This window comes from Actinoplanes teichomyceticus ATCC 31121 (genome assembly GCF_003711105.1).
GTDB classification, from domain to species: domain Bacteria; phylum Actinomycetota; class Actinomycetes; order Mycobacteriales; family Micromonosporaceae; genus Actinoplanes; species Actinoplanes teichomyceticus.
The window spans coordinates 193,778-216,163 of sequence record NZ_CP023865.1 but is presented as its reverse complement, the minus strand read 5'-3'; the positions used below and the strand labels follow the sequence as shown (position 1 = coordinate 216,163).

Genomic DNA, 22,386 nt, shown 5'->3' with positions numbered 1-22,386 from the left:
CGGTCGGCGCCGGGTCAGTCGCCCGCGTTCGCGTACGAGTGCAGCCCCTCGAAGAACAGGTTCACGCCGAACAGGTTCATCAGCATGGTCACGAACCCGAGCAGCGCGATCCAGGTCGCCACCGTGCGCTTGACGCTGGGCGTGGCCCGCGCGTGCAGGTACGCCGCGTACACGATCCAGGAGATGAACGCCCAGACCTCCTTGGGGTCCCAGCCCCAGTACCGGCCCCAGGACGCCTCCGCCCACAGCGGCCCGGCGATCAGCGCGCCGAAGGTGAACAGCGGGAACGCGAACGCGTGCAGCCGGAACGTGAGCCGCTCCAGCGCCGCGGCCGGCGTCGGCACCCGCCGGCCCAGGGTGTACGGGAAGCTGCGGCGGCCCTGGTCGTACCCGTTCTTGACGAGGAACATCGCGGCCGGCACCGCACCGATCAGGAAAATGCCGGAGGAGACGATGATCGTCGAGACGTGGAAGATGAACCAGTACGAGTGCAGGGCCGGCACCAGCGGGCCGACCGGCGTGTAGGCGATCAGCGCGGCCGCGCCCAGCAGCACCACCAGGGCCAGCGACGAGAACAGGCCGAGGTGGCGCAGGGTGGGGCGGCGCAGCAGCACGCCCATCCAGACCGCCGACCCGACGAACGTCGCGGACGCGATGTACTCGTACATGTTGCCCCAGGGCATGCGGTCGGCCGCGAGCCCACGGGTCACCAGCGTGCCCAGGTGCAGGGCCAGCGCGACGGCGTTGAAGGCCACGGCGATGCGGCCGGCCCACTCGCCCCGCCCGGGCCGGGCCACGGCCTGCGGTGGCGCCGGCTGGTCCGGGGCGCCGGCGTCCAGCGGCGCGCCCGCCCCGACGAGCTGCCGCGCCGGGCGCACGGCCGCCTGGCCGATCCGGCTGCGCCGGCCGAACGCGTACTCCCCGGCGTAGCAGACCATGGCGGTCAGGTAGGCCAGCACGGCCAGCGCCATGAGCTGGTCGGACAGATTCGCCATCAGAGCGTTCCTTCCTCGGCGTGCCCGGGCGGCCCGTCGTCGCCGGCGGGCCGGGTCAGCGCGGCGAACTCGGCCGCGAACCCCGGATAGTCGGTACGGGGCAGCCCACCGGCTTCGACCACGCTACCGCCGGCTCCCGGAGCGTTGCCCGGTAGCACCCGGAACCAGACGCGGCGCCGGTGCACGAAGAGCGAGAGCATCAGCCCGAGCAGCCCGAGCACCGCGCCGACCAGCAGGAGCGCCTGGGTCGGGTCGTACCGGATGGACAGGGTGGCGAACTGTCGGGTGCCGAGGAACTCCAGCTTGGTGCCGTCGTCCAGGGTCAGGGTCTGGCCCGGCCGCAGCACGTACGGCCGCTCGCCGCTGACCTTCTTCAGCTCGCCGTTGTTGATCTGCCCGCGGTCGAGCGCGTACACCGAGCCGGACTTGCCCACGTCCAGGCCCAGGTTGCCGCGGTAGGCGGCCAGGTACAGCACCGGGTTGTTCTCGGCCGGGAAGCGCGAGACGGCGCTGCCGTCGGTGCCGCCGGTCGGCAGGTAGACGCCCTCGAAACCGACCTGCAGCCGGTCGTCGCGCTTGTTCGTCCGCGGATCGATGTTGACGTCCGGGAACTGGGCGACGCCCTCGCTGGTCTGCATGCCGTCGGTGGGCAGGAACGGGACGATCTTGGTCTGGCTGACGCCGTACCGGTCGGTGTAGCGCAGGATCGGCGCGTACCCCTGGCCGATCAGGTGCACGTTGGCGTGGTTCAGCCGGAGCGGGTCGTTGACCGTGAAGCTCTCCGTCCGCCAGCTGCCGCCCTCCTTGACCTGCACCGTGGCCAGGAACGACCTGGGCTGCCCGGTGCTCTGGTAGGTGGCCTCGAAATCGGTCATCCGCAGGCAGAACTTCGGCAGGTCGGCGGCGCTGACCCGGGGCCCGAGCGCGGAGTCGTCGTACTGCGTGATCGCGTTGCAGAAGCCCTGGTCCTCGCCGGCCACCAGCAGCCGGTTGCCGTGCCAGCCGTACCAGTGCCCGAAACCGACGCCGATCAGCACCGCCAGCATGGCGATGTGGAAGATCAGGTTGCCGGTCTCCTTGAGGTAGCCCTTCTCGGCCGCGACCGAGTACCCGCCGTCCGGCAGCTCGCGCACCCGGGTACGGAACATCCGACGGCGCAGCGTGCGCGCCAGCCGCTGCGCCGCCGCGGCCGGATCCTCCGCGAGCGCGACCGCTGGGGCGTGCTGCGGCAGGCGGTCCATCCGCTTCGGCGCCTCCGGCGGCACGGTCCGCAGCGCGCGTACGTGGTCGCGCAGCCGGGGCAGCACACAGCCGATCAGCGAGGTGAACAGCAGCAGGTAGATCGCCGCGAACCAGGGCGAGGCGTACACGTCGAAGCCGCCCAGCCGGTCCACCCAGGGCGCCAGCTTCGGATGCGCGGTGAAGTACTGCGAGACCCGTTCGCGGTTCACCGAGGTCTGCGGGAACACCGAGCCCGGGATCGCCGCGACGGCCAGCAGGAAGAGCAGGATCAGCGCGGTACGCATGCTGGTCAGCTGCCGCCACGAGTTGCGCAGCAGCGCCCACAGCGGGTTCGTCCGGCGCGGCGGTGGCGCCTCGGCGGTGTCCGGCCGGTCCTCGACGACGGTCACAGCAGGGTCTCCCCGCCGAAGTTGAACGTGGTCTGCAGCCACGCCAGGAAGTACGGCCATCGGCCGCTGACCAGCGTGACCCCGACCGCGATCAGCAGCGCTCCGCCGACCCGGGTGACCCAGCGGCTGTTACGGCGGATGGCGGTGAAGACGCCGAGGAGCTTGCGGAAGAAGAGCCCGAACAGGATGAACGGCACGCCCAGCCCCAGGCTGAAGGCCAGCGCCAGGATCACCGCGCGGTCGGTGCTGCCGGTGGTGGCGGCCATGCTCGTCACCGCGGCCAGGGTGGGGCCGGTGCACGGCATCCAGGACACCGCGAAGATCGCGCCGAACACCGGTGCGCCGAGGAGCCCGGCCGACGGCAGCCGGCTGATCCGGGCTTCGCGCTGCAACCCGGGAATCCAGCCCAGGTAGACCAGACCGAGCACGATGATCAGCACACCGAGGATCAGGTTGAGCGTGTCCCGGTTGGTCAACAGCGTGATCGCGACGTTCGCCACCAGTGTGACCATCAGCGTGAAGACCACCGAGAAGCCGAGCACGAAGAGCAGGCTGCCGGCCAGCACCCGGCTCTTCAGGGCCACCGCCCGCGGCCTGGTGGCGGTCCGCACGGCGACCCCGCCGGACCCCGCCGGGCCCGGGCGGGTGGTGCCGATCGCGGCCTCCAGATCCGACCCGGCCAGCCCGGTGACGTACGACAGGTAGCCGGGGACCAGCGGCAGCACGCACGGCGACAGGATGCTGACCACCCCGGCGATCATGGCAGCGCCGATGGCCAGCAGCAGCGGGCCGCCGGTGGCCACGTCGTTGAAGGCGTCGCCCATCAGCCGTTCCCCTCCGCGGCCACCCGTTCCACGAGAGGCTGCAGCTCACCGGCGGTGGTGGAGCGCCGCAGCGCGACCGCGATCCGGCCCTGCCGGTCCAGGATCAGGGTGGCCGGCGTGGTGGTCTGGGTGACGTCGAACTTCAGCGCGACGTCGCCGTCGAAGTCGTAGATGCTCGGGTAGGTGATCCGGCCCCGCTCGAACGCCTTGGCCGAGTCCCGGTCGTCCCGCGAGTTGATCCCCAGGAACGTCACGTTCTTCGCCTTGGTCGCCTGGTAGGTCTTCTCCAGGTCGGCCGCCTCGGCCCGGCACGGCGCGCACCAGGAGCCCCAGAAGTTGACCACGACGACCTTGCCGCGGTCGTCGGCGACGTCGTATCGCCCACCGTCGAGCAGCTCGCCGGTCACGTCGCCGACCTGCGGCCGGTCCGCCACGTCGCACTCGACCACGCCGTTGGTGGCGGCGCACTTCTTCGCCCAGTTCTCCTCGCCGCCACAACCGGTCAGGGCGCCGGCGGTGGCAGCCACGGCGAGGGCGGCGACGAGGAGACGGCGCACGGTCAGGCTCCCTTGGCGGTCTTGGCGGTGGCGGAGAGCGCGACCAGATGCGCGGCCGGCTCGCTGTAGTCGATGCCGACCACCTTGGACCCCTCGAAGCGGAACGAGGTCAGGCTGGCCAGGCCACACTGCCGCTTGCGCGGGTCGTGCCACAGGCGCTTGCCCTCGACGTACCGCCGGAGGGTCCAGATCGGCAGCTGGTGCGAGACGCAGACCGCCTCGTGCCCCTCGGCCGCGACCCGGGCGGCCTGCAACGCCTCGAACATCCGCCGGGCGATCGCGAGGTACGCCTCGCCCCAGGACGGGGTGATCGGGTCGCGCAGCACCCACCAGTGCCGGGGGTTGCTGAACGCGCCGTCACCGACCGAGACCCGCTTGCCCTCGAAGTAGTTCGCGCTCTCGATGAGCCGGACGTCGGTCGCCGTCTCCAGCTCGAACTCGGCGGCGATCGGCGCGGCGGTCTCCTGGGCGCGCTCCAGCGGGCTGGCCACCACGTGCGTGACGTCCCGGCCGGAGAGCGCCTGGGCGGCCGCCTTGGCCATCTGGTGCCCGAGCTCGGAGAGGTGGAAGTCGGGCAGCCGGCCGTACAGGATCCGGGTGGGGTTGAAGACCTCACCGTGCCGGAACACGTGCACGGTCGTCCTGGTCGGCTCGCTCACCGCTGACTCCCCGCCGCGGCCCGCGCCGCGTGTGGCAGTGCGGCCGCGATCTGCTCCAGCGCCGCGTCGTCGATCGCGGTCGACACGAACCACGACTCGAACGCGCTCGGCGGCAGGTACACCCCGCGCGCCAGCATGGTGTGGAAGAACGCCTTGAACGCCGCGGCGTCCTGCGCCCTGGCCGAGTCGTAGTCGACGACCTCGTCCTCGGTGAAGAAGATCGAGAACATGTTGCCGGCGTAGGACAGCCGGTGCGGCACGCCGGCGGCGGTCAGCGCCTCCGACGCCAGCGCGCCGACCGTGCCGGCCAGCTCGTCCAGGCGCTTGTAGACGTCCGCGTCGGCCAGCCGCAGCGAGGCCAGGCCGGCGGCGCAGGCCAGCGGGTTCCCGGAGAGGGTGCCGGCCTGGTAGACCGGGCCGGCCGGGGCCAGCCGAGACATGATCTCCCGGCGGCCGCCGAACGCCGCCGCGGGCAGGCCGCCGCCCATCACCTTGCCGAAGGTGAACAGGTCGGCGTCGACCGGCTCCAGCCCGGCCCAGCCCCCTGCGGAGACCCGGAAGCCGGTCATCACCTCGTCGACGATCAGCAGGGCGCCGTGCCGGTGGGCGATCTCGGCGAGTTTCTGGTTGAAGCCGTCACGCGGCGTGACCACGCCCATGTTGCCCGGCGCCGCCTCGGTGATGACCGCGGCGATCCGGTCGCCCTCCGCGGCGAAGGCGGCCTCGACCGCGGCGACGTCGTTGTACGGCAGCACGATGGTCTCCGCGGCCGCCGCCCCGGTGACCCCGGGAGAGTCGGGCAGCCCCAGGGTGGCCACCCCGGAGCCGGCCGCGGCCAGCAGCGCGTCCACGTGGCCGTGGTAGCAGCCGGCGAACTTCACCACCTTCGACCGGCTGGTCCAGCCGCGGGCCAGCCGGATCGCGGTCATGGTCGCCTCGGTGCCGGAGTTGACCAGTCGCACCTCGTCGACGGCGGTCCGCCGGACGATCTCCTCGGCCAGCTCGACCTCGCCCGCGGTGGGCGTGCCGAAGCTGGTGCCGAGCGCCGCGGCGCGCTGCACCGCGGCGACGATCTCCGGATGGGCGTGGCCGTGGATCAGCGGCCCCCAGGAGCACACCAGGTCGACGTAGCGCCGGCCGTCGGCGTCGGTCAGCCACGGGCCGCTGCCCTGGGTCATGAATCGAGGCGTGCCGCCGACCGCGCGGAACGCACGCACAGGTGAATTGACCCCGCCGGGGATGGTGGCCTGGGCGCGGTCGAACAGGGCCTGGGAGACCGGGGCGTCCTCCGGGTACGGAAGATCCGCGGTGGAATATGTCGTGGTCACAGCGGTTCCCATTCTGTCAGCGAGCACGGGTGGCAGTGTCGAGAGGGTTGTTCACGTCACCGGATGATGTCCGGAACAGCCCGGTCTGACCGCGCCCGACGGGCCGATTCGCGTGTAAGAGGATAGGCTGGCCGGCGTGGAGCGACCCGAGCTGTCCATCACGGTTCAGCGCGCCCCCGACGAGGTCATCGTGCAGCTCGCCGGGGAGATCGACGTGCTCACGGTCACCGAGCTGTCCACCCTCGTCAACGACATCCTCGCCGCCGAGCCGCCCAACCGCATCGTGTTGGACATGGCCGGCGTCACCTTCTGCGACTCGCAGGGCCTGGGGACGCTGGTGGTGCTCAGCCGCAAGGCGCAGCACAACCAGACCGTGCTGGCGCTGGCCAACGTGGGCGATTTCCTGATGCGGGTGCTGGACATCACCGGACTCCGGTCAGCCCTCATGATCAGTGCTCCCTGACCGCAGGTCCTTGCGCATCTGCTGGGTGATCACGCGGTACCCGGCGGTGGTGTAGAGGTTGAGCGCGCGGGTGTTGGCGGCGAAGACGTTGAGCTCGAGCCCGGTCAGCCCGTGCTCGCGGACGATCTCCTCACCGGCGGTGAGCAGCGCCCGGCCGTAACCGGCGCCCTGGAACGCCTCGTCGATCGCGATCTCGTAGAGGAACGCGCAGCCGGGGAAGCCGCGCGGGTGCTCGAGGCCGATCCACATCGCGCCGACCACGACGCCGTCCGGGCCGACCCCGTTGAGGAACAGCATCCCCGGGGTCTGGCGGCCGCGCGGCAGCAACGCCGCCTGCGCCTCCCGCACACGCCGCAGGTTCTCCTCGAACGTGCCGACGCCGGCGTCGGTCTGGGCCTCGGCGAAGGATCGCATGACGGCCTCGTGCCATGCGTCGAACTCATCCGCGGTCATCTCGCGCACGCTCAGATCGGCCATGCCGCGATGCTGTCACATCCGGCTAGGAGCCGGCGCCGGCATCGCGTCGCCTGTGGACAGACGCTCGCCCCGGCTGGGGAGCCGGCGGAGTAGCGCCGCCCCGCCCGCCGCGAGCAGCGCTCAGCCGAAGGCGCCGGAGGCGCTCAGGGTGGCGCCGGACCCGCCGGTCGCGGTCGCCGAGTAGCGGTCCGCGCCGGCGTCCCGGCCGCCGGCGGGGTACGTGTACCGCGCGAAGAACGTGTACGTGCCCGGATCGAGCGTGTCCCCGGAGGAGAGCGTGAAGTGGTGGACCAGCACATCACCCTCCTCGGTCACGCTGCTGTCGACGCTCGCGCCGGGCACCTGCTGGCTGCTGCCCCGGGAGGTCAGCCCGGCCGTCCTCGCCACCCGGATCGTCACCTGCAGCGCGGTGAGTTTCTCGGTGGTCCGCAGCGTCACCACGCTGCTGGCCTGGGTGTCGCCACCCACGTCGACCGAGCCGTCGGACCAGAGCGAAGCGGTCCTGGCGGGCTCGGCCGCCGGGTTGGTCGCGGTGCTGGTCGTGGTCGCCGGCGGGGACCCGGACCGGCTGGACCGCCGCGCGCCCGGGGACCTGCCGGCCGGGCTGCTCGGGGCGCGTGAGGGCGAGGCGGAAGCGGCCGGGGAAGCGCTCTCCGTGACGGCCGGACCGACCGACGTGGTGACCGGTGGGGGCGGCGGCACGGGCCGGTCGTCTCCCGGTCCGCCGGCCAGCGCCCACTGGGCGAAACCGCCGCCCCCCAGCACGGCAGCCACCGCTGCTGCCGCGCCGGCGATCCGGATCCGCGGGGCACGCCCTCCCGCGCCCCCGTTCCGCATCGCCGTCTGCGTGATCCGATCGAGGATCGCCACGCGGTCGGGCCGGTGTGCTGCCGCCTCGGCGCGCAGCACCGCGCGCAGCTCGTCCTCGGTGAGCGTCACCGCGCCGCCTCCCAACCGTCGATTCGTGCCAGACTGCCGCCGAGCATCTCGGCCAACTGCTTCGCGCCCCGCGACGTCGCGCTCTTCACCGCGCCCGCGGAGATCCCCAGGGTGGCCGCGACCTCCCGCTCGGACATGTCGAACGCGTACCGCAGCACCACGCAGGCTCGCCGCCGGTGCGGCAGCCGGGCCAGGGCACGACGCACGTCCAGCACGGCCGGCACGTCCGACTCCGGCGCCCGTTTGAGCACCTCCAGCGAGAACAGGCGCTCGCGGCTCCGCTTGCGGATCCAGTTACGGGCCAGGTTCATCAGGATCCCGTGCCCGTACGCCGCCGGGTCGTCCGCCGCCTGCACCCGGTCCCAGTGCCGCCACACCTCGGTCATGGCGTCCGCCGCCAGGTCGTCGGCGGCCGAGGCGTCCCCGGTCATCAGGTACGCCAGTCGCGACAACGAGTCGTGGTGCTGCTCGAAGTACGCGTGGTAGGCGGCGTCGCGCATCGGCACCCTTCTACGGACGGGTCGGACGGTGGCCGCCGGTCTGGCACCCGGCGGCCACCGGGACATCACTGGAAGGTGATGTCGGATTCCGAGTACTTGCAGGAGGTGCCGTCCGCGCCGGTACCGATCTCGGTCGGCTCCGCGCCGGTGTTGTTGCCCTTGAACTTCACGCAGATCTTCAGGCTCGGGTGGCCGACCACGGTGACGCCGGACAGCGTCGCGGTGTCGCCGAAGTTGGTGTTGATGCCGACCAGGGCCTTGGCCTTGCCGGTGGCGACCACGTTCTGCAGCACGACCGCGCGCTTGTACTGGGTCTTGCAGTTGCCGCACGAGCGGTACAGCTTGCCGTAGTCACTGACCTGGAAGTTCCTGATGGTCAGCGTGCCGCCGCCGTTGTGCTGGAACACCTTGTCGTCGGCGCCCTTGGCCCCGCCGCCGTTCACGGCGTAGACGGCCGAGGTGCCGCCCTTGAAGGTCGCGGCGTCCTCGCCGACGTTCTCCCACCACACGTTGGTCAGCGTGCAGGAGCCCTTGCAATGCACGCCGTCCGCGGCCGGGTCGCCCAGGATGACGTTCGACAGGGTGGCGCCGTCGGCCAGCTCGAACAGCGGGCCCTGGCTCTCGTCCTGCGAGGCCGTGCCGAGCGCGCCGCTGCCGTAGTAGCGCAGGTTGCCGCCGTCGAAGCTGCCGGTCACCTCGATGGTCGCGGTGACGGGCTTCTGGCCCTTCGGGGTCGGCCAGGTGGTGGACGCGGACGCCGTCGCGGTCGGGGCGGCGGTGGCGGTGCTGGTCGGGCTCGCGGTGGCCGTCCTGGTCGGGCTCGCCGTCGCGGTCCTGGTCGGGCTCGCGGTGGCCGTCCCGGTCGGGCTCGCCGTCGCGGTCCTGGTGGCCGTGGCGCTGGGCGCGGCGGTCGCGGTGGAGCCCGCGACCGGGGACACCGCGACGTCGTCGAACTCGGCCGCCGCGAAGCTGGTGACCAGGCCGATCCGGCCGGTCCCGGCCAGCGTGCCGGCGCCGCCGCCGATCGCCGTGCCGTCCACGAACCCCTTGATCGTGCTGCCCGAAACGTCGATCCGCAGGGTGTGCCAGGAGTTGAGGCCGCTCACCGGGGCCGAGCCGAGCACCGAGACCGCGCTGCCCTTGACCGCCTGCAGCTCGGCCTTGCCGGCGCCCAGCAGGGCGAGCCGGTACATGGTCGACGAGCCGCTGGCCCGGGCGGCCACGCCGGCCAGGCCGCTGCCCAGGTCGACCCCCTTGACCCGGGCCTGCACCGAGTAGTCGCTCCACGAGGTCTCGCCGGCGAAGACCCGGGCGAGCCCACTGTCCGCCTTGGACTGCCGGTACACCTTCGAGCCGTCGGTCACCACCGACCAGGCGCCACCGGACTTGGACCAGTTGCCCGCGCCGTTCTCGAAGTCGTCGTCGAACATCGTGCTGGCCGAGGCGGACGGGACGAGGACCGCCACGAGCGCGGTGACCGCACCGGCGGCGCCGGCCGCACCGAGGCCCGTGATCATCCGGCGGCGGCGCCGGCTCGCGGCCATGGCGTCGTCGGGGTGTGCGTGCCGCATGTTGCTCCTAGCTCCTGGGGGAAGAGGCTTTGATCAAGTGATCAACACCCGGTAGTGGGGCGGGAGATCAGCTTCGTTGCCTCGCGTGACCCAGGTCACATATGGAGCTGTTTGTGCAGCTTACGGCTCAGCTACCCCAGCGCGCCTTCTCCAGCAGAGCGAGCGCCTCGGCCGCCGCCTGCTCGCCGCCGGCCCGCAGCACCCGGGCCGCCTCGTCGACCGTGTCGGTCAGCCGCTGCCACTGCGCATCCCGTTCCCGGGTGGCCTCGGCCTGCGCCTTCAGCTGCTGGTTCTTCCCCCAGAGCTCGACGAAGATGGAGACCTTGGCACGCAGCACCCACGGATCGAAGGGCTTGGTCAGGTAGTCCACCGCGCCGACCGCGTACCCCCGGAGGGCGAGCTGGGCGTCCCGGTCCGCCGCGGTGAGGAACAGGATCGGCACGTGCCGGGTCCGTTCCCGCCGCTTGATGTGGCTGGCCGTCTCGAAGCCGTCCATGTTCGGCATGTGCGCGTCCAGCAGGATCACCGCGAAATCGTCGGTGAGCAGCTGCTTGAGCGCGGCCTCGCCGCTCTCCACGGCCACCGGGGTCACCGGCAGACCCTGCAGGATCGCTTCCAGGGCCAGCAGGTTGTCCCGCCGGTCGTCGACCAGCAGGGCCTTGGCGCGCTCACCCACCCGTGCTCACCTCGTTCCTTCCCCACGCCGCCGTCCGACGCTCCGTTACCCGCCACGGCCCGCGAGCCGCTCTGGGAGACCACATCGGTCAGCCGCGTTCCGGCTGCGTGCTCTCCGCGTTCACCCAGCGCGCCATCAGCTCGATCAGCTCGTCCAGGTCGACGGGCTTGGTGATGTAGTCGCTGGCGCCGGCGGCGATGGCCGACTCCCGGTCCCCGGGCATCGCCTTCGCCGTGAGAAACACTACCGGCAGGTCGCGGAAACGTTGATTGCGCCGGATGCCGCGGGTGGTCTCGTACCCGTCCTGGTCCGGCATCATCGCGTCCATCAGCACGATGTCCACCTCCGGATGCTCGGCCAGCAGGCGCACCCCATCCACCCCGTTGTCCGAGTACAGCACGTTCAGACCGTGCATCTCCAGGGCGCTGGTCAGGGCGAACACGTTCCGCACGTCGTCGTCGACGATCAGCACGGTGGCCCCCTCCAGCTGCCGCCCGGCCGGATGCGCCGGCGCGGTCTCCTCCGGGCGCGGCTGAACCAGCGGCGGCATCTCCATCAGCGGGATGTCCAGCGGGGCCACCGGCCGGACCGGGATGGCCTGGGTTGCGGTCGCGGGCAGGGCCGGCATCGGGATCGCGTCCGGCGTCAGAGCCTCGGGCATGTAGAGGGTGAAGGTCGAGCCCTCGCCGGGCACCGATCGGACCGCGATGGTGCCGCCGAGCAGCGCGGCGAACTCCCGGCTGATCGACAGGCCCAGGCCGGTGCCGCCGTACTTGCGGGTGGTGGTGCCGTCGGCCTGCTGGAACGGCTCGAAGATGATCGCCAGTTTCTCGTCCGAGATGCCGATCCCGGTGTCGCGCACGGCGAACGCGATCACCTGCCGGGACGACACCAGCGAGGGCACCTCCAGGTCGGTGTCCTGGTTGGCGGCGAAGATGCTCAGCGTCACCGAGCCGTGGTCGGTGAACTTGACCGCGTTGGAGAGCAGGTTGCGCAGGATCTGCTGGAGCCGCTGCGGATCGGTGACGATCGAGTCCGGCAGGTCCGGCGCCAGCTCCACCCGGAACTGCAGACCCTTGTCCTCGGCCTGCGGCGCGAACGCCTGCTCGACATAGCTGCGAATGCCGTCGAAGTCGACCACGTCCGGCTCGACGTCCATCCGGCCCGCCTCGATCTTCGACAGGTCCAGGATGTCGTCGATCAGCGAGAGCAGGTCCGAGCCGGCACTGTGGATGGTCCGGGCGAACTCGATCTGCTTCTCGGTCAGGTTCTGCTCGGTGTTGTCCGCCAGCAACCGGGCCAGCAGCAGCAACGAGTTCAGCGGGGTGCGCAGCTCGTGGCTCATGTTGGCGAGGAACTCGGATTTGTACGTGTTGGCCCGCGACAGCTGCTGCGCCTTCTCCTCCAGGCCCAGCCGGGCCAGCTCGATCTCCCGGTTCTTCAGCTCGATGTTGGCCTTCTGCTCGCTGAGCAGCTTGGCCTTGTCCTCCAGCTCGGCGTTGGTGCGCTGCAGCTCGGCCGACTGGTCCTGCATCTCCCGGGCCAGCCGCTGCGACTGCGCGAGGAGCTCTTCGGTACGCCGGTTCGCCTGGATCGTGTTGAGCGCGACCCCGATGGTGGCGACCAGCCGCTCCAGGAACGTCAGGTGCAGCCCGGAGAAGGCGGCCACCGACGCGAACTCGATCACGCCGAGCATCTCGCCCTCGAACAGCACCGGCAGCACCACCAGGTCGTTCGGCGGCATGGCGAGCAGCCCGGAACGCATGGTCAGGATGCCGTCGTGGGTGGCCCGGACCCGGATGGTGCGGCGGGACACCGCGGCCTGCCCGACCAGGCCCTCGCCCGGCCCGAAGGTCACCTCGTGGTCGCGGGCCACGTAGCCGTACGCCGCGGCCAGCCGCAGGCGCGTCACCGCCTGCTCGTTGTCGACCAGGAAGAACGCGCCGAGCTGGGCGTCCACCAGCGGGGTCACCTCGGTCATGATCATGCGGCAGACCTCGCCGACGTCCCGCTGGCCCTGCAGCAGGCCACCGATCCGGGCCAGGTTCGAGTCGAGCCAGCCCTGCTCCGCGTTCGTCTTGGTGGTGTCGCGGAGCGTCACGATCATCTGGTTGATGTTGTCCTTGAGCTCGGCCACCTCACCCTGGGCCTCGACCGCGACGCTCTGGGTCAGATCGCCCCGGGTGACCGCGGTGGACACCTCGGCGATGGCACGCAGCTGGATGGTCAGCGTCGAGGCGAGCTGGTTGACGTTGTCGGTGAGGTCGCGCCACGTACCGGAAACGCCCTTGACCTGGGCCTGCCCGCCGAGCTTGCCCTCCGAGCCCACCTCGCGGGCCACCCGGGTCACCTCGTCGGCGAACGACGACAGCTGGTCCACCATCGTGTTCACGGTGTTCTTCAGCTCCAGGATCTCGCCGCGCGCGTCGACCGTGATCTTCTGCGACAGGTCGCCCTTGGCCACCGCCGTGGTGACCGAGGCGATGTTGCGCACCTGGGCGGTCAGGTTGGACGCCATGTAGTTGACGTTGTCGGTCAGGTCCCGCCAGGTGCCCGCCACGCCCCGCACCTGCGCCTGCCCGCCGAGCTTGCCCTCCGAGCCCACCTCCCGGGCCACCCGGGTCACCTCGTCGGCGAACGACGACAGCTGGTCCACCATCGTGTTCACGGTGTTCTTCAGCTCCAGGATCTCGCCCTGCGCGTCGACCGTGATCTTCTGCGACAGGTCACCCTTGGCCACCGCCGTGGAGACCTGCGCGATGTTGCGCACCTGGCTGGTCAGGTTGGACGCCATCGAGTTGACGTTGTCGGTCAGGTCCCGCCAGGTGCCCGCCACGCCCCGCACCTGCGCCTGCCCGCCGAGCTTGCCCTCGGTGCCGACCTCGCGGGCCACCCGGGTCACCTCGTCGGCGAACGACGACAGCTGGTCCACCATCGTGTTGACAGTGGACTTGAGCTCCAGGATCTCGCCGCGCGCGTCGACCGTGATCTTCTGCGACAGGTCGCCCTTGGCCACCGCCGTGGTGACCGAGGCGATGTTGCGCACCTGGCTGGTCAGGTTGGACGCCATGTAGTTGACGTTGTCGGTCAGGTCCCGCCACGTACCGGAAACGCCCTTGACCTGGGCCTGACCGCCGAGCTTGCCCTCCGAGCCCACCTCCCGGGCCACCCGGGTCACCTCGTCGGCGAACGACGACAGCTGGTCCACCATCGTGTTCACGGTGTTCTTCAGCTCCAGGATCTCGCCGCGCGCGTCGACCGTGATCTTCTGCGACAGGTCACCCTTGGCCACCGCCGTGGAGACCTGCGAGATGTTGCGCACCTGCGCGGTCAGGTTCGCGGCGAGCTGGTTGACGTTCTCGGTCAGATCCCGCCAGGTGCCGGAGACGCCGCGAACCTGGGCCTGCCCGCCCAGCCGGCCCTCGGTGCCGACCTCGCGCGCGACGCGCGTGACCTCGTCGGCGAACGACGACAGCTGGTCCACCATCGTGTTCACGGTGTCCTTGAGCTCCAGGATCTCGCCCTGCGCGGCCACCGTGATCTTCTGCGACAGGTCACCCTTGGCCACCGCCGTGGAGACCTGCGCGATGTTGCGCACCTGGCTGGTCAGGTTGGACGCCATCGAGTTCACCGAGTCGGTGAGGTCCTTCCAGGTGCCGGCGACGTTCGGCACCTCGGCCTGCCCGCCCAGCTTGCCCTCGGTGCCCACCTCCCGGGCCACCCGGGTCACCTGCTCGGCGAACAGCCGCAGGGTGTCGGTCAGGCCGTTCATGGTGTCGGCCAGCTCGGCGACCTCGCCGCGAGCCGACACGGTGATCTTCTGGGACAGGTCGCCGCGCGCCATCGCGGTCGCCACCTGGGAGATGGACCGCACCTGATGGGTCAGGTTCGACGCCATGGTGTTCACCGAGTCGGTGAGGTCCTTCCAGGTGCCGGCCACGCCGCGGACGTCGGCCTGCCCGCCCAGCTCGCCCTCGGTACCCACCTCCCGGGCCACCCGGGTCACCTCGTCGGCGAACGACGACAGCTGGTCGACCATGGTGTTCACGGTCCGGCCGATCCGCAGGAACTCGCCGCGCAGCGGGCGGCCGTCCATCTCCAGCGCCATGTGCTGGGAGAGATCGCCCTCGGCCACCGCGCCGACCACCCGCGAGATCTCGGTGGTGGGCCGGCCCAGGTCGTCGATCAGCGAGTTGACCGAGCGCACGCTGTCCGCCCAGGAGCCGTCCAGTCCCTCCTCGTCCAGCCGTTCGGTGAGCCGGCCGTCACGGCCGACGATCCGGCTGATCCGACGCAGGTCCAGGTTCTGCCGCTCCTGCATCGAGACGACCTCGTTGAAGGCCTCCGCCACCGAGCCGGCCAGGCCGGCCCGCCGGGGCAGCCGCACCTTGAGGTCGCCACGCCGCACCCGGCGCAGCGCATCAGCGAGCTCACCGAGCAGAACGGTGTCGTCGGGCACGCCGACGCTGGCTTCTCTGGCCGCGGTCATGCTGTCCTCACTCGCTGTCCGGCTGCCGGGGGCTCCCTATCCTCTCTCGCTCGACCGGGTCAATGCGAGAGACGACTTTGTGCATACACCCGCCCACGGGAGAGGATGCATGCTGTGCCAGCCGAGGTCGGAACGAGGACGAGCATTCCGTCGGGGGCGCCCTCCGGCACCCTTGTCCGCCGGGCACGCCTGCCCAACGACCGGCGGACCCCGGCGGCGGCGCGCGCGCTGGTCCGCTCGGTGCTCGAGGATGCCGGCCTGGACAGCCTGCTCAACGAGGCTCTGCTGCTGACCACCGAACTGTCCACCAATGCCGTGGTGCACGCCAACACCGACCTGGACATCGAGGTCACCGCCGACCCGAGCGGGCTGACCGTGACGGTCACCGACTTCGCCCCCGGCCCGGTCGAGCAGCTCGCCGTCGGGCCGAAGAACGAGAGCCCGGACATCGGCGAGGTGGCCGAACGCGGCCGCGGGCTGCTGCTCGTCGATCACTTCGCCAGCCGGTGGGGCACCGTGCACGAGGGCGACGGCAAGGGCGTCTGGTTCCACCTCGACCACCGCGACCCGGACGGCGCCGCCCGGATCCCGGTCACCGCCGACGCCCCCAGCCTCGGCGCGCTCACCGGGCTGCTGCGCAGCGGCTCCGAGCGGCAGGCCGACGAGGGCCTCGGCGACCTGGCCACCGACCTGCTCTCCCGGCTGGCCCGGCTGACCGGCGCGGCCGGCGCGGTGCTGCGCGTCGACCGCGGCGACGGGATGGGCCGCCAGCTGCTGGCCCGGTACGGCCGCGCCCCCCGCGACAACGCCGACACCATCCGCGTCCCGCTGACCGTCCACCGGCCGTACGCCGGGGAGCTGGAGCTGGACGCGGCCCCGGTCGGATACGCCCAGTCGCTGGCCGTCATGGTCGCCGAGCGCTTCTCGCTGCACCTGGAGAACGACCGGTTGCGCCGCGCCGACGTGCGCCGGCAGACCTGGATCACCTTCCTCGCCGAGGCCAGCGAGCTGCTCGCCCAGTCGCTCGACGTCAACCTCACGATGGCGCTGATCCCCCAACTCGTGGTGCCCCGGCTGGGCATGTGGTGCGCGGTGCACACCACCGACGCCTGGGGCCGGCTGCAACTGGCCGCGGCCACCCACGCCGACGAGTCCGCGCTGGTCCAGCTGCACGCCACGCTCGCCGAGTCCGGCCCGGAGTCGCTGCTGGCCCGGCTGGAGGAGGCGTCCCGGCTGGGTACCCAGGTGATGTTCGGCGCGCCGCTGGAAGGCTTCGCGGTGCCGCTGGTGGCCCGGGGCGCCCGGCTCGGCACGCTCGCCGTCGGCCGGCACGCCAAGCACCGGCACGACGCCGACGAGGTGGCCGTGCTGGAGGACGTGGCCCGCCGGGCGGCACTGGCGATCGACAACGCGCGGATCCACGACGAGCGGCGTACGGTCGCGCGGACCCTCCAGGCGTCCCTGCTGCCGCCGGCGCTGCCGCACGTCGAGGGCATCGGCTTCGCCGCCGAGTACGTGCCCACCGGCTCCGAGGTGGGCGGCGACTTCTACGACGTGATGCCGTTCGGCGACAACAGGTGGCTGGTCGTGGTCGGCGACGTCTCCGGCAAGGGCGTCCAGGCGGCCACGGTGACCGGCCTGGTCCGGGACGTGATCCGGATCCTGGTCGACGACGGCAAGGGGCTCAACGAGATCCTCCACCGGGTCAACCGCACGCTGGTGCAGCGCGGCGGCGGGCGGTACTGCACGCTCGCGATGGCCTCGGTGACCCGGCGCAGCGACGGGGCGCTGCGGGTCTGCCTGCACCTGGCCGGGCACGACCGGGCGGTGCTGGTCCGGGCGGACGGGCGGACGTCGTTCGTCGGCGACGGCGGCACGGCGCTCGGCCTGCTGGAGTCGATCACCACGCCGGATGCCGAGATCACCCTGCTGGCCGGCGACTCGCTGATCTTCTACACCGACGGGGTCACCGAGCGGCGGCGCGGCCGGGAGCTGTTCGGCTCCAACCGGCTGCGGGAGGCGGCCGCCCCGCTGGCGGGTTACCCGGCCGACACGATGGCCGCCCGGCTGCGCTCGACGACGATCAACTTCTCGGTGGAGGAGCCGCGGGACGACATCGCGATCCTGGTGCTGCGCAACGACGCCTGAAACTGTCGTACCCCGGTGGCAGGGTCACGGTATGAAGACGCAGTACTACACCGCGACCACGATCGACGGCTGGATCGCCGACGAGAAGAACTCGCTGGACTGGCTCTTCGAGGTGGAGGGCGGCGAGGAGCACCCGTTCGGCGAGTTCTTCGCCGGGGTCGGGGCGTTCGCGATGGGCGCCACGACGTACGAGTGGATCGTCGCCCACGAGCAGGCCCTGAAGCACCCGGAGAAGTGGCTGGAGCCGTACGGCGACACCCCGGCCTGGGTGTTCACCCACCGTGAGCTGCCCCGCATCCCGGGGGCCAACCTCCATTTCGTACGGGGTGAGGTCGCTCCCGTGCACCGCGAGATGGTGGCCGCGGCCGGCGGGCGCAACGTGTGGCTGGTCGGCGGTGGTGAGCTGGTCGGGCAGTTCGCCGATCAGGGGCTGCTCGACGAGCTGATCCTGGGCGTGGCGCCGGTGACGCTCGGATCGGGCGCCCCGCTGCTGCCGCGCCGGCTCACCTCCCGCCGACTCACCCTGACCGGAGTGAGCCGGCTCGGACAGTTCGCCAACCTGACCTATCGGGTCGGCCCGCCCACCCCCGGCACACCGGCGTCCTGACGAGGCACGCCCCGGCCGGGGACCGGGACCGTGCCGCAACTCGCCGCGCCGGGGTCCTGACCCGGCCTGCCCCCACCGGCGACCGGCAACCGGCATTGTGCCGCGACCCGCCGCGCCGACGCCCTGACCCGGCCCGCAACCGCCACCGGGACCGCGCCACGACCCGCCACACCGACGCCCTGACCCGGCCCGCAACCGCCACCGGGACCGCGCCACGACCCGCCGCGCCGGTGCCGGGCCACCGGCGCGGTCCGCGGGCTTCGCGGCGCCGGGCTCGTGAGGCGATCTGCCCCTTTTGTCAGCTCGACCGTGGCATGGTGTTGGCATGGCGAAGACGCAGTACTACACCGCCACCAGCATCGACGGCTACATCGCCGACGAGCGCAACTCGCTGGACTGGCTCTTCGAGGTGGACGAGGGCACCGAGAACCCTTTCGGCGAGTTCTTCGCCGGCGTCGGCGCGTTCGCCATGGGCGCGACCACCTACGAGTGGGTGCTGGAGAACGACAACCTGCTGGAAGAGCCGCAGAACTGGCACGACATGTACGGCGACGTGCCGTGCTGGGTCTTCACCCACCGCGACCTGCCTCCGGTGCCGGACGCCAACGTCTTCATGATCAGCGGGGACGTCCGCCGGGTGCACGAGGCCATGCTCGTGGCGGCCCAGGGCAAGAACGTGTGGCTGGCCGGCGGCGGCGACCTGGTCGCCCAGTTCGCCGCGCACGGCCTGCTCGACGAGCTCATCCTCGGCATCGCGCCGGCCGTGCTCGGCGGTGGCACCCCGATGCTGCGGCACCGGCTGCGCGTCGACGAGCTGATGCTGACCGGGGTGCGCGAGGTCGGCCAGTTCGCCTACCTCACCTACGCGGTCGGCGACGTCGCCCGGATGGGCCGGCACCTGGCCGCCGAGACCGCCACCCTGCTACCGGCCCACTTCTGAGCACCCGGCCGCCGAAGACCGCCACCCCGCCACCGGCCCACTCCTGAGCACCCGGCCGCCGAAGACCGCCACCCCGCCACCGGCCCACTCCTGAGCACCCGGCCGCCGAAAACCGCCACCCCGCCACCGACGGCTCAGAAGAGATCCCGCGGCTGCGCCATCCTCAGCTCCGCGGCCAGCGCGGGCGGCGCGGAGACCACCACGACCTTGCCGTTGCGCGCCAGCAGCACCTGCTCCAGCCCGTCCACGATCTCGGTCACCCGGCGCGCCGGCAGACCGGCCGGCAGGACGGCGTGCACCGTGCCCAGGCCCGCCGAGCCGCGCAGCGTCACCGGGACGCCGCACAGATCCCGCAGGGCGTACGTCACCGCCTGCAGCCCCTCGGGACGCACCGAGATCCGCACCGCGACGTCCTGCGGGCCGAACGGATAACGGCCCCACCAGGACGGCCGCTGCTCGGCCAGGACCGTGCCGGCGCCCCACACCCGGGCGAGGTGCGCCGACCGGCCGGCCACCGTCTCGGTGTCGCCCTCCAGCAGCACGGCGACCGTGCCGCCACCGCCGCCGGGCAGGTCGACCTCGATCGCGCTGGGCTCCAGCCGCTCGGCGCTCACCTGCTCGACCAGCTCGGCCACCCCGGCCGGGGTGCTCACCGCCCGGCCCAGCCAGCGGCGCGTCGCGGGCCGCGGGTGGACCCGCAGCACCGCCGCGGTGAGCACCCCGCGGATCTGGGCGATCCCGGGGCGGCCGTCCTCGCCGTCCGACTCCAGCTCGGCGCCGGTGGCGTCGGCGTACGTCACGCTCTCGGTCTGCTCGGCCGGGCTACCGAAGCGGTGCGCGAGCGGGCCGGCCTCGTTGACCGCGAGCATCCCGCCCACGGTGGCGCCGGGCGACGGTGGGTCGACCGCCAGCCGCCTGCCCTGCAGGGCGAGCGCGGCCTGCACGGCGGTGATCCGCGTGCCGGCCGCGACGACCGCGGTCGGGCCGTGGTGGTTCCACATCCCGTTCAGCCGGCCGGTGTCGACGATCAGGTCCAGCCCGGCCGGTGGCGTACCCCAATCAATCTTGCTGCCGGACCCACGGGCCCGGGCGCTGAGCCCGCGCTCGGCCGCGAGCCGCAGCGCGGCGGCGGCGGCGCGGCCGGTGGCCGGCACCGCGACGAAGCCCGCACGTCGCCCGCCCACCCGGTCCACCGACCGCGCGGGGCGCGCGAAGCCGGGGCCGCAGATGTCCACGAGCGCGTCGAGAAGGGAATCAGTCACGTCCGAAGCCTCCCCATCAGACCGGAGCGCGGATCGAGATCCCTGAAGATCGTCCACTCTGGCACATCGTACACATGTTCGAAAGAGCGGAGTCGGGGTGTGTAAGGAACTCATCGCCGACCATTCCGCCGGTAACGTGTCTCAGGTGACGACCGAATCGCCCGCCGGCCCGCCGCCGGCCCGCCCGGCCCCCTCCAGCCCACCGCCGGCCCGCCTGGCGCCCACCACGCGCACCTTCCACGGCGACACGGTCACCGACGAGTACGCCTGGCTGATGGACAAAGAGGACCCGGCGACCATCGCCCATCTGGAGGCGGAGAACTCCTGGACCGAGCGGGCCACGGCACACCTCGCCGGCCTGCGGGAGAAAATCTTCCAGGAGATCAAGGACCGCACCCTGGAGACCGACCTGTCGGTGCCCAGCCGCAAGGGTGGGTATTGGTATTACACCCGCACCGAGGAGGGCAAGCAGTACGGCATCCAGTGCCGCGTCCCGGTGCGCCCCGGCGAGACCGCCCCGCCGACGGGCGACGAGCGCCCCGACGAGGAGGTGCTGCTCGACGGCAACGTGCTGGCCGAGGGCAAGGAGTTCTTCGCGCTCGGCACCTTCGACGTCTCCCCGGACGGCCACCGGCTGGCCTACTCCACCGACTTCGACGGCGACGAGCGCTTCACGCTGCGGGTGAAGGACCTGCGCACCGGCGAGGTGCTGGCCGATGAGATCCCGGACACGTTCTACGGCAGCGCCTGGTCGGCCGACGGCAGCGTGCTCTTCTACATCACGGTCGACGAGGCCTGGCGCCCGGACCGGGTGCACCGGCACGTGATCGGCCAGCCGGCCGCCGCCGACGCGGTCGTCTACCACGAGACCGACGAGCGGTTCTGGGTCGGCGTCGAGCTGACCCGCAGCGAGAAGTTCATCGTCATCGACGCGCACAGCAAGATCACTTCTGAGGTACGCGTCATTCCCGCCGACACCCCGGCCGTCGAGCCGGTGCTGGTCGCCGAGCGGCGGCAGGGCGTGGAATACCAGATCGAGCACCACGGGCACCGCTTCCTGATCCTGCACAACCGCGACGCCGAGGACTTCGCGCTGGCCTACACCTCGGCCGACGCGCCCGGCGAGTGGGTCGAGCTGATCCCGCACCAGCCCGGCACCCGGCTCGAATCGGTCGACGCGTTCTCCCGGCACATCGTCATCTCGCTGCGCAAGGACGGGCTGACCGGCCTGCGAGTGATGTGCGACGGCAGCACCGACACGTACGACATGACCTTCCCCGAGCCGCTCTACAGCGTCGGCCTCGGCAGCAACCCGGAGTACGACACCGCCGCGGTGCGGATCTCCTACACCTCGCTGATCACCCCGGACTCGGTCTTCGACGTCGACCTGATCACCCGCTCGATGACGCTGCGCAAGCAGAAACCGGTGCTCGGCGGTTACGACCCGGCCGACTACGAGCAGTTCCGGCAGTGGGCCACCGCGCCGGACGGCACCCGCGTGCCGATCTCGATCGTGGCGCGGCGCGGCGTCGCCCGGGACGGCTCGGCCCCGGCCGTGCTCTACGGCTACGGCTCCTACGAGCACAGCATCGACCCGTACTTCTCGATCTCCCGGCTCTCCCTGCTGGACCGCGGCGTGGTCTTCGCGATCGCGCACGTCCGGGGCGGCGGCGAGATGGGCCGCCGGTGGTACGAGGACGGCAAGATGCTGGCCAAGAAGAACACCTTCACCGACTTCGTGGCCTGCGCCGAGGCGCTGATCCGCAACCGCTGGACCGCCGCCGACCGGCTGGTCGCCCGTGGTGGCTCGGCCGGTGGCCTGCTGATGGGCGCGGTCGCCAACCTGGCCCCCGAGTCGTTCGCCGGCATCGTCGCCGAGGTGCCCTTCGTCGACCCGCTCACCTCGATCCTCGATCCGTCGCTGCCGCTCACCGTCACCGAGTGGGAGGAGTGGGGCAATCCGCTGGAATCGGCCGAGGTCTACGCGTACATGAAGTCCTACAGCCCGTACGAGAACGTCGCCCCGCTGCCGTACCCGCGGATCCTCGCGGTCACCAGCCTCAACGACACCCGCGTGCTGTACCACGAGCCGGCCAAGTGGGTCGCCCGGCTGCGCACCGTCGCCCCCGAGGGCCAGTTCCTGCTCAAGACCGAGATGGGCGCCGGTCACGCCGGGCCGAGCGGCCGTTACGACTCCTGGAAGGAGGAGGCCTTCGTCCTGGCCTGGATCCTGGACACGGCCGGCGCCGCCACCATCTGACCACCGCCGGGCCCTTTCCGGTACGCCGATGGTCGTACCGGAAAGGGTCTCGACCCACGC

General features: G+C 71.8%; 18 protein-coding genes. 5 read left to right on the top strand and 13 right to left on the bottom strand.

Translation table 11 applies throughout. The annotated features are described in order from the left end of the window. Positions 1–14 precede the first annotated feature (14 nt). The 6 genes from ccsB to hemL are packed head-to-tail and all read right to left on the bottom strand — an operon-like array spanning position 15 to position 6,006. Positions 15–995 carry a c-type cytochrome biogenesis protein CcsB gene (gene ccsB / locus ACTEI_RS00970; RefSeq protein ID WP_122975902.1) on the bottom strand — a complete coding sequence of 327 codons (981 nt, stop codon included), beginning with the start codon at positions 993–995 and terminating at the stop codon, positions 15–17. Further along, entirely contained in the window at positions 995–2,626 is a 1,632-nt protein-coding gene (gene resB / locus ACTEI_RS00965) for a cytochrome c biogenesis protein ResB (RefSeq protein ID WP_122975901.1), read from the bottom strand. Before resB ends, ccsB begins: the two co-directional genes overlap by 1 nt. Then, positions 2,623–3,450, bottom strand: a complete 828-nt coding sequence (locus ACTEI_RS00960) for a cytochrome c biogenesis CcdA family protein (protein WP_122975900.1) — start codon at positions 3,448–3,450, stop codon at positions 2,623–2,625. Before ACTEI_RS00960 ends, resB begins: the two co-directional genes overlap by 4 nt. After that, the gene (locus tag ACTEI_RS00955) at positions 3,450–4,007 is read right to left on the bottom strand and encodes a TlpA family protein disulfide reductase (protein ID WP_122975899.1); all 558 of its coding nucleotides are present in this window, start codon (positions 4,005–4,007) and stop codon (positions 3,450–3,452) included. Before ACTEI_RS00955 ends, ACTEI_RS00960 begins: the two co-directional genes overlap by 1 nt. Positions 4,008–4,009: 2 nt before the next feature. Continuing rightward, the gene (locus ACTEI_RS00950; RefSeq protein WP_122975898.1) at positions 4,010–4,666 is read right to left on the bottom strand and encodes a histidine phosphatase family protein; all 657 of its coding nucleotides are present in this window, start codon (positions 4,664–4,666) and stop codon (positions 4,010–4,012) included. Then, positions 4,663–6,006 (bottom strand): glutamate-1-semialdehyde 2,1-aminomutase, encoded by a 1,344-nt coding sequence (gene hemL / locus ACTEI_RS00945; RefSeq protein ID WP_122975897.1) that lies wholly within the window; start codon positions 6,004–6,006, stop codon positions 4,663–4,665. Before hemL ends, ACTEI_RS00950 begins: the two co-directional genes overlap by 4 nt. Before the next feature lie 124 nt (positions 6,007–6,130). Between hemL and ACTEI_RS00940 the strand changes: the two genes are divergently transcribed. Further along, complete coding sequence (locus ACTEI_RS00940; RefSeq protein ID WP_122975896.1) at positions 6,131–6,457, top strand: STAS domain-containing protein; 327 nt, start codon at positions 6,131–6,133, stop codon at positions 6,455–6,457. Here the strand turns inward: ACTEI_RS00940 and ACTEI_RS00935 are convergent. The 6 genes from ACTEI_RS00935 to ACTEI_RS00910 form a co-directional block, all read right to left on the bottom strand. Further along, on the bottom strand, positions 6,431–6,934 hold the full coding sequence (locus ACTEI_RS00935; RefSeq protein WP_122975895.1) for a GNAT family N-acetyltransferase: 504 nt from the start codon (positions 6,932–6,934) through the stop codon (positions 6,431–6,433). The genes ACTEI_RS00940 and ACTEI_RS00935 overlap by 27 nt on opposite strands. A gap of 120 nt (positions 6,935–7,054) precedes the next feature. Next, complete coding sequence (locus ACTEI_RS00930) at positions 7,055–7,873, bottom strand: hypothetical protein (protein WP_122975894.1); 819 nt, start codon at positions 7,871–7,873, stop codon at positions 7,055–7,057. Beyond that, complete coding sequence (locus tag ACTEI_RS00925) at positions 7,870–8,373, bottom strand: SigE family RNA polymerase sigma factor (RefSeq protein WP_122975893.1); 504 nt, start codon at positions 8,371–8,373, stop codon at positions 7,870–7,872. The genes ACTEI_RS00930 and ACTEI_RS00925 overlap by 4 nt, the downstream gene beginning before the upstream one ends. Before the next feature lie 65 nt (positions 8,374–8,438). Next, positions 8,439–9,944: a pectate lyase gene (locus tag ACTEI_RS00920; RefSeq protein ID WP_122975892.1), complete on the bottom strand. Its 1,506-nt coding sequence runs from the start codon at positions 9,942–9,944 to the stop codon at positions 8,439–8,441. Between the two features lie 127 nt (positions 9,945–10,071). Further along, positions 10,072–10,620, bottom strand: coding sequence for a response regulator (locus ACTEI_RS00915; protein WP_122975891.1), 549 nt, complete (start codon positions 10,618–10,620; stop codon positions 10,072–10,074). Positions 10,621–10,708: 88 nt separating this feature from the next. Continuing rightward, entirely contained in the window at positions 10,709–15,109 is a 4,401-nt protein-coding gene (locus ACTEI_RS00910; protein WP_122975890.1) for a HAMP domain-containing protein, read from the bottom strand. A gap of 105 nt (positions 15,110–15,214) precedes the next feature. Between ACTEI_RS00910 and ACTEI_RS00905 the strand changes: the two genes are divergently transcribed. The 3 genes from ACTEI_RS00905 (at position 15,215) to ACTEI_RS00895 (ending at position 18,804) form a co-directional block, all read left to right on the top strand. Further along, entirely contained in the window at positions 15,215–17,257 is a 2,043-nt protein-coding gene (locus ACTEI_RS00905; RefSeq protein WP_239082753.1) for a SpoIIE family protein phosphatase, read from the top strand. A gap of 31 nt (positions 17,258–17,288) precedes the next feature. Next, entirely contained in the window at positions 17,289–17,864 is a 576-nt protein-coding gene (locus tag ACTEI_RS00900; protein ID WP_122975889.1) for a dihydrofolate reductase family protein, read from the top strand. Between the two features lie 325 nt (positions 17,865–18,189). Continuing rightward, complete coding sequence (locus ACTEI_RS00895) at positions 18,190–18,804, top strand: dihydrofolate reductase family protein (protein ID WP_122975888.1); 615 nt, start codon at positions 18,190–18,192, stop codon at positions 18,802–18,804. A 134-nt stretch (positions 18,805–18,938) separates the two neighbouring features. On the opposite strand, the gene ACTEI_RS00890 is transcribed toward ACTEI_RS00895, so the two are convergent. Continuing rightward, positions 18,939–20,066 (bottom strand): FAD-binding oxidoreductase, encoded by a 1,128-nt coding sequence (locus tag ACTEI_RS00890; protein ID WP_122975887.1) that lies wholly within the window; start codon positions 20,064–20,066, stop codon positions 18,939–18,941. Between the two features lie 145 nt (positions 20,067–20,211). Here ACTEI_RS00890 and ACTEI_RS00885 point away from each other — a divergent pair, with 145 nt between their 5' ends. Further along, positions 20,212–22,326 (top strand): S9 family peptidase, encoded by a 2,115-nt coding sequence (locus ACTEI_RS00885; RefSeq protein ID WP_122975886.1) that lies wholly within the window; start codon positions 20,212–20,214, stop codon positions 22,324–22,326. Positions 22,327–22,386 lie beyond the last annotated feature (60 nt).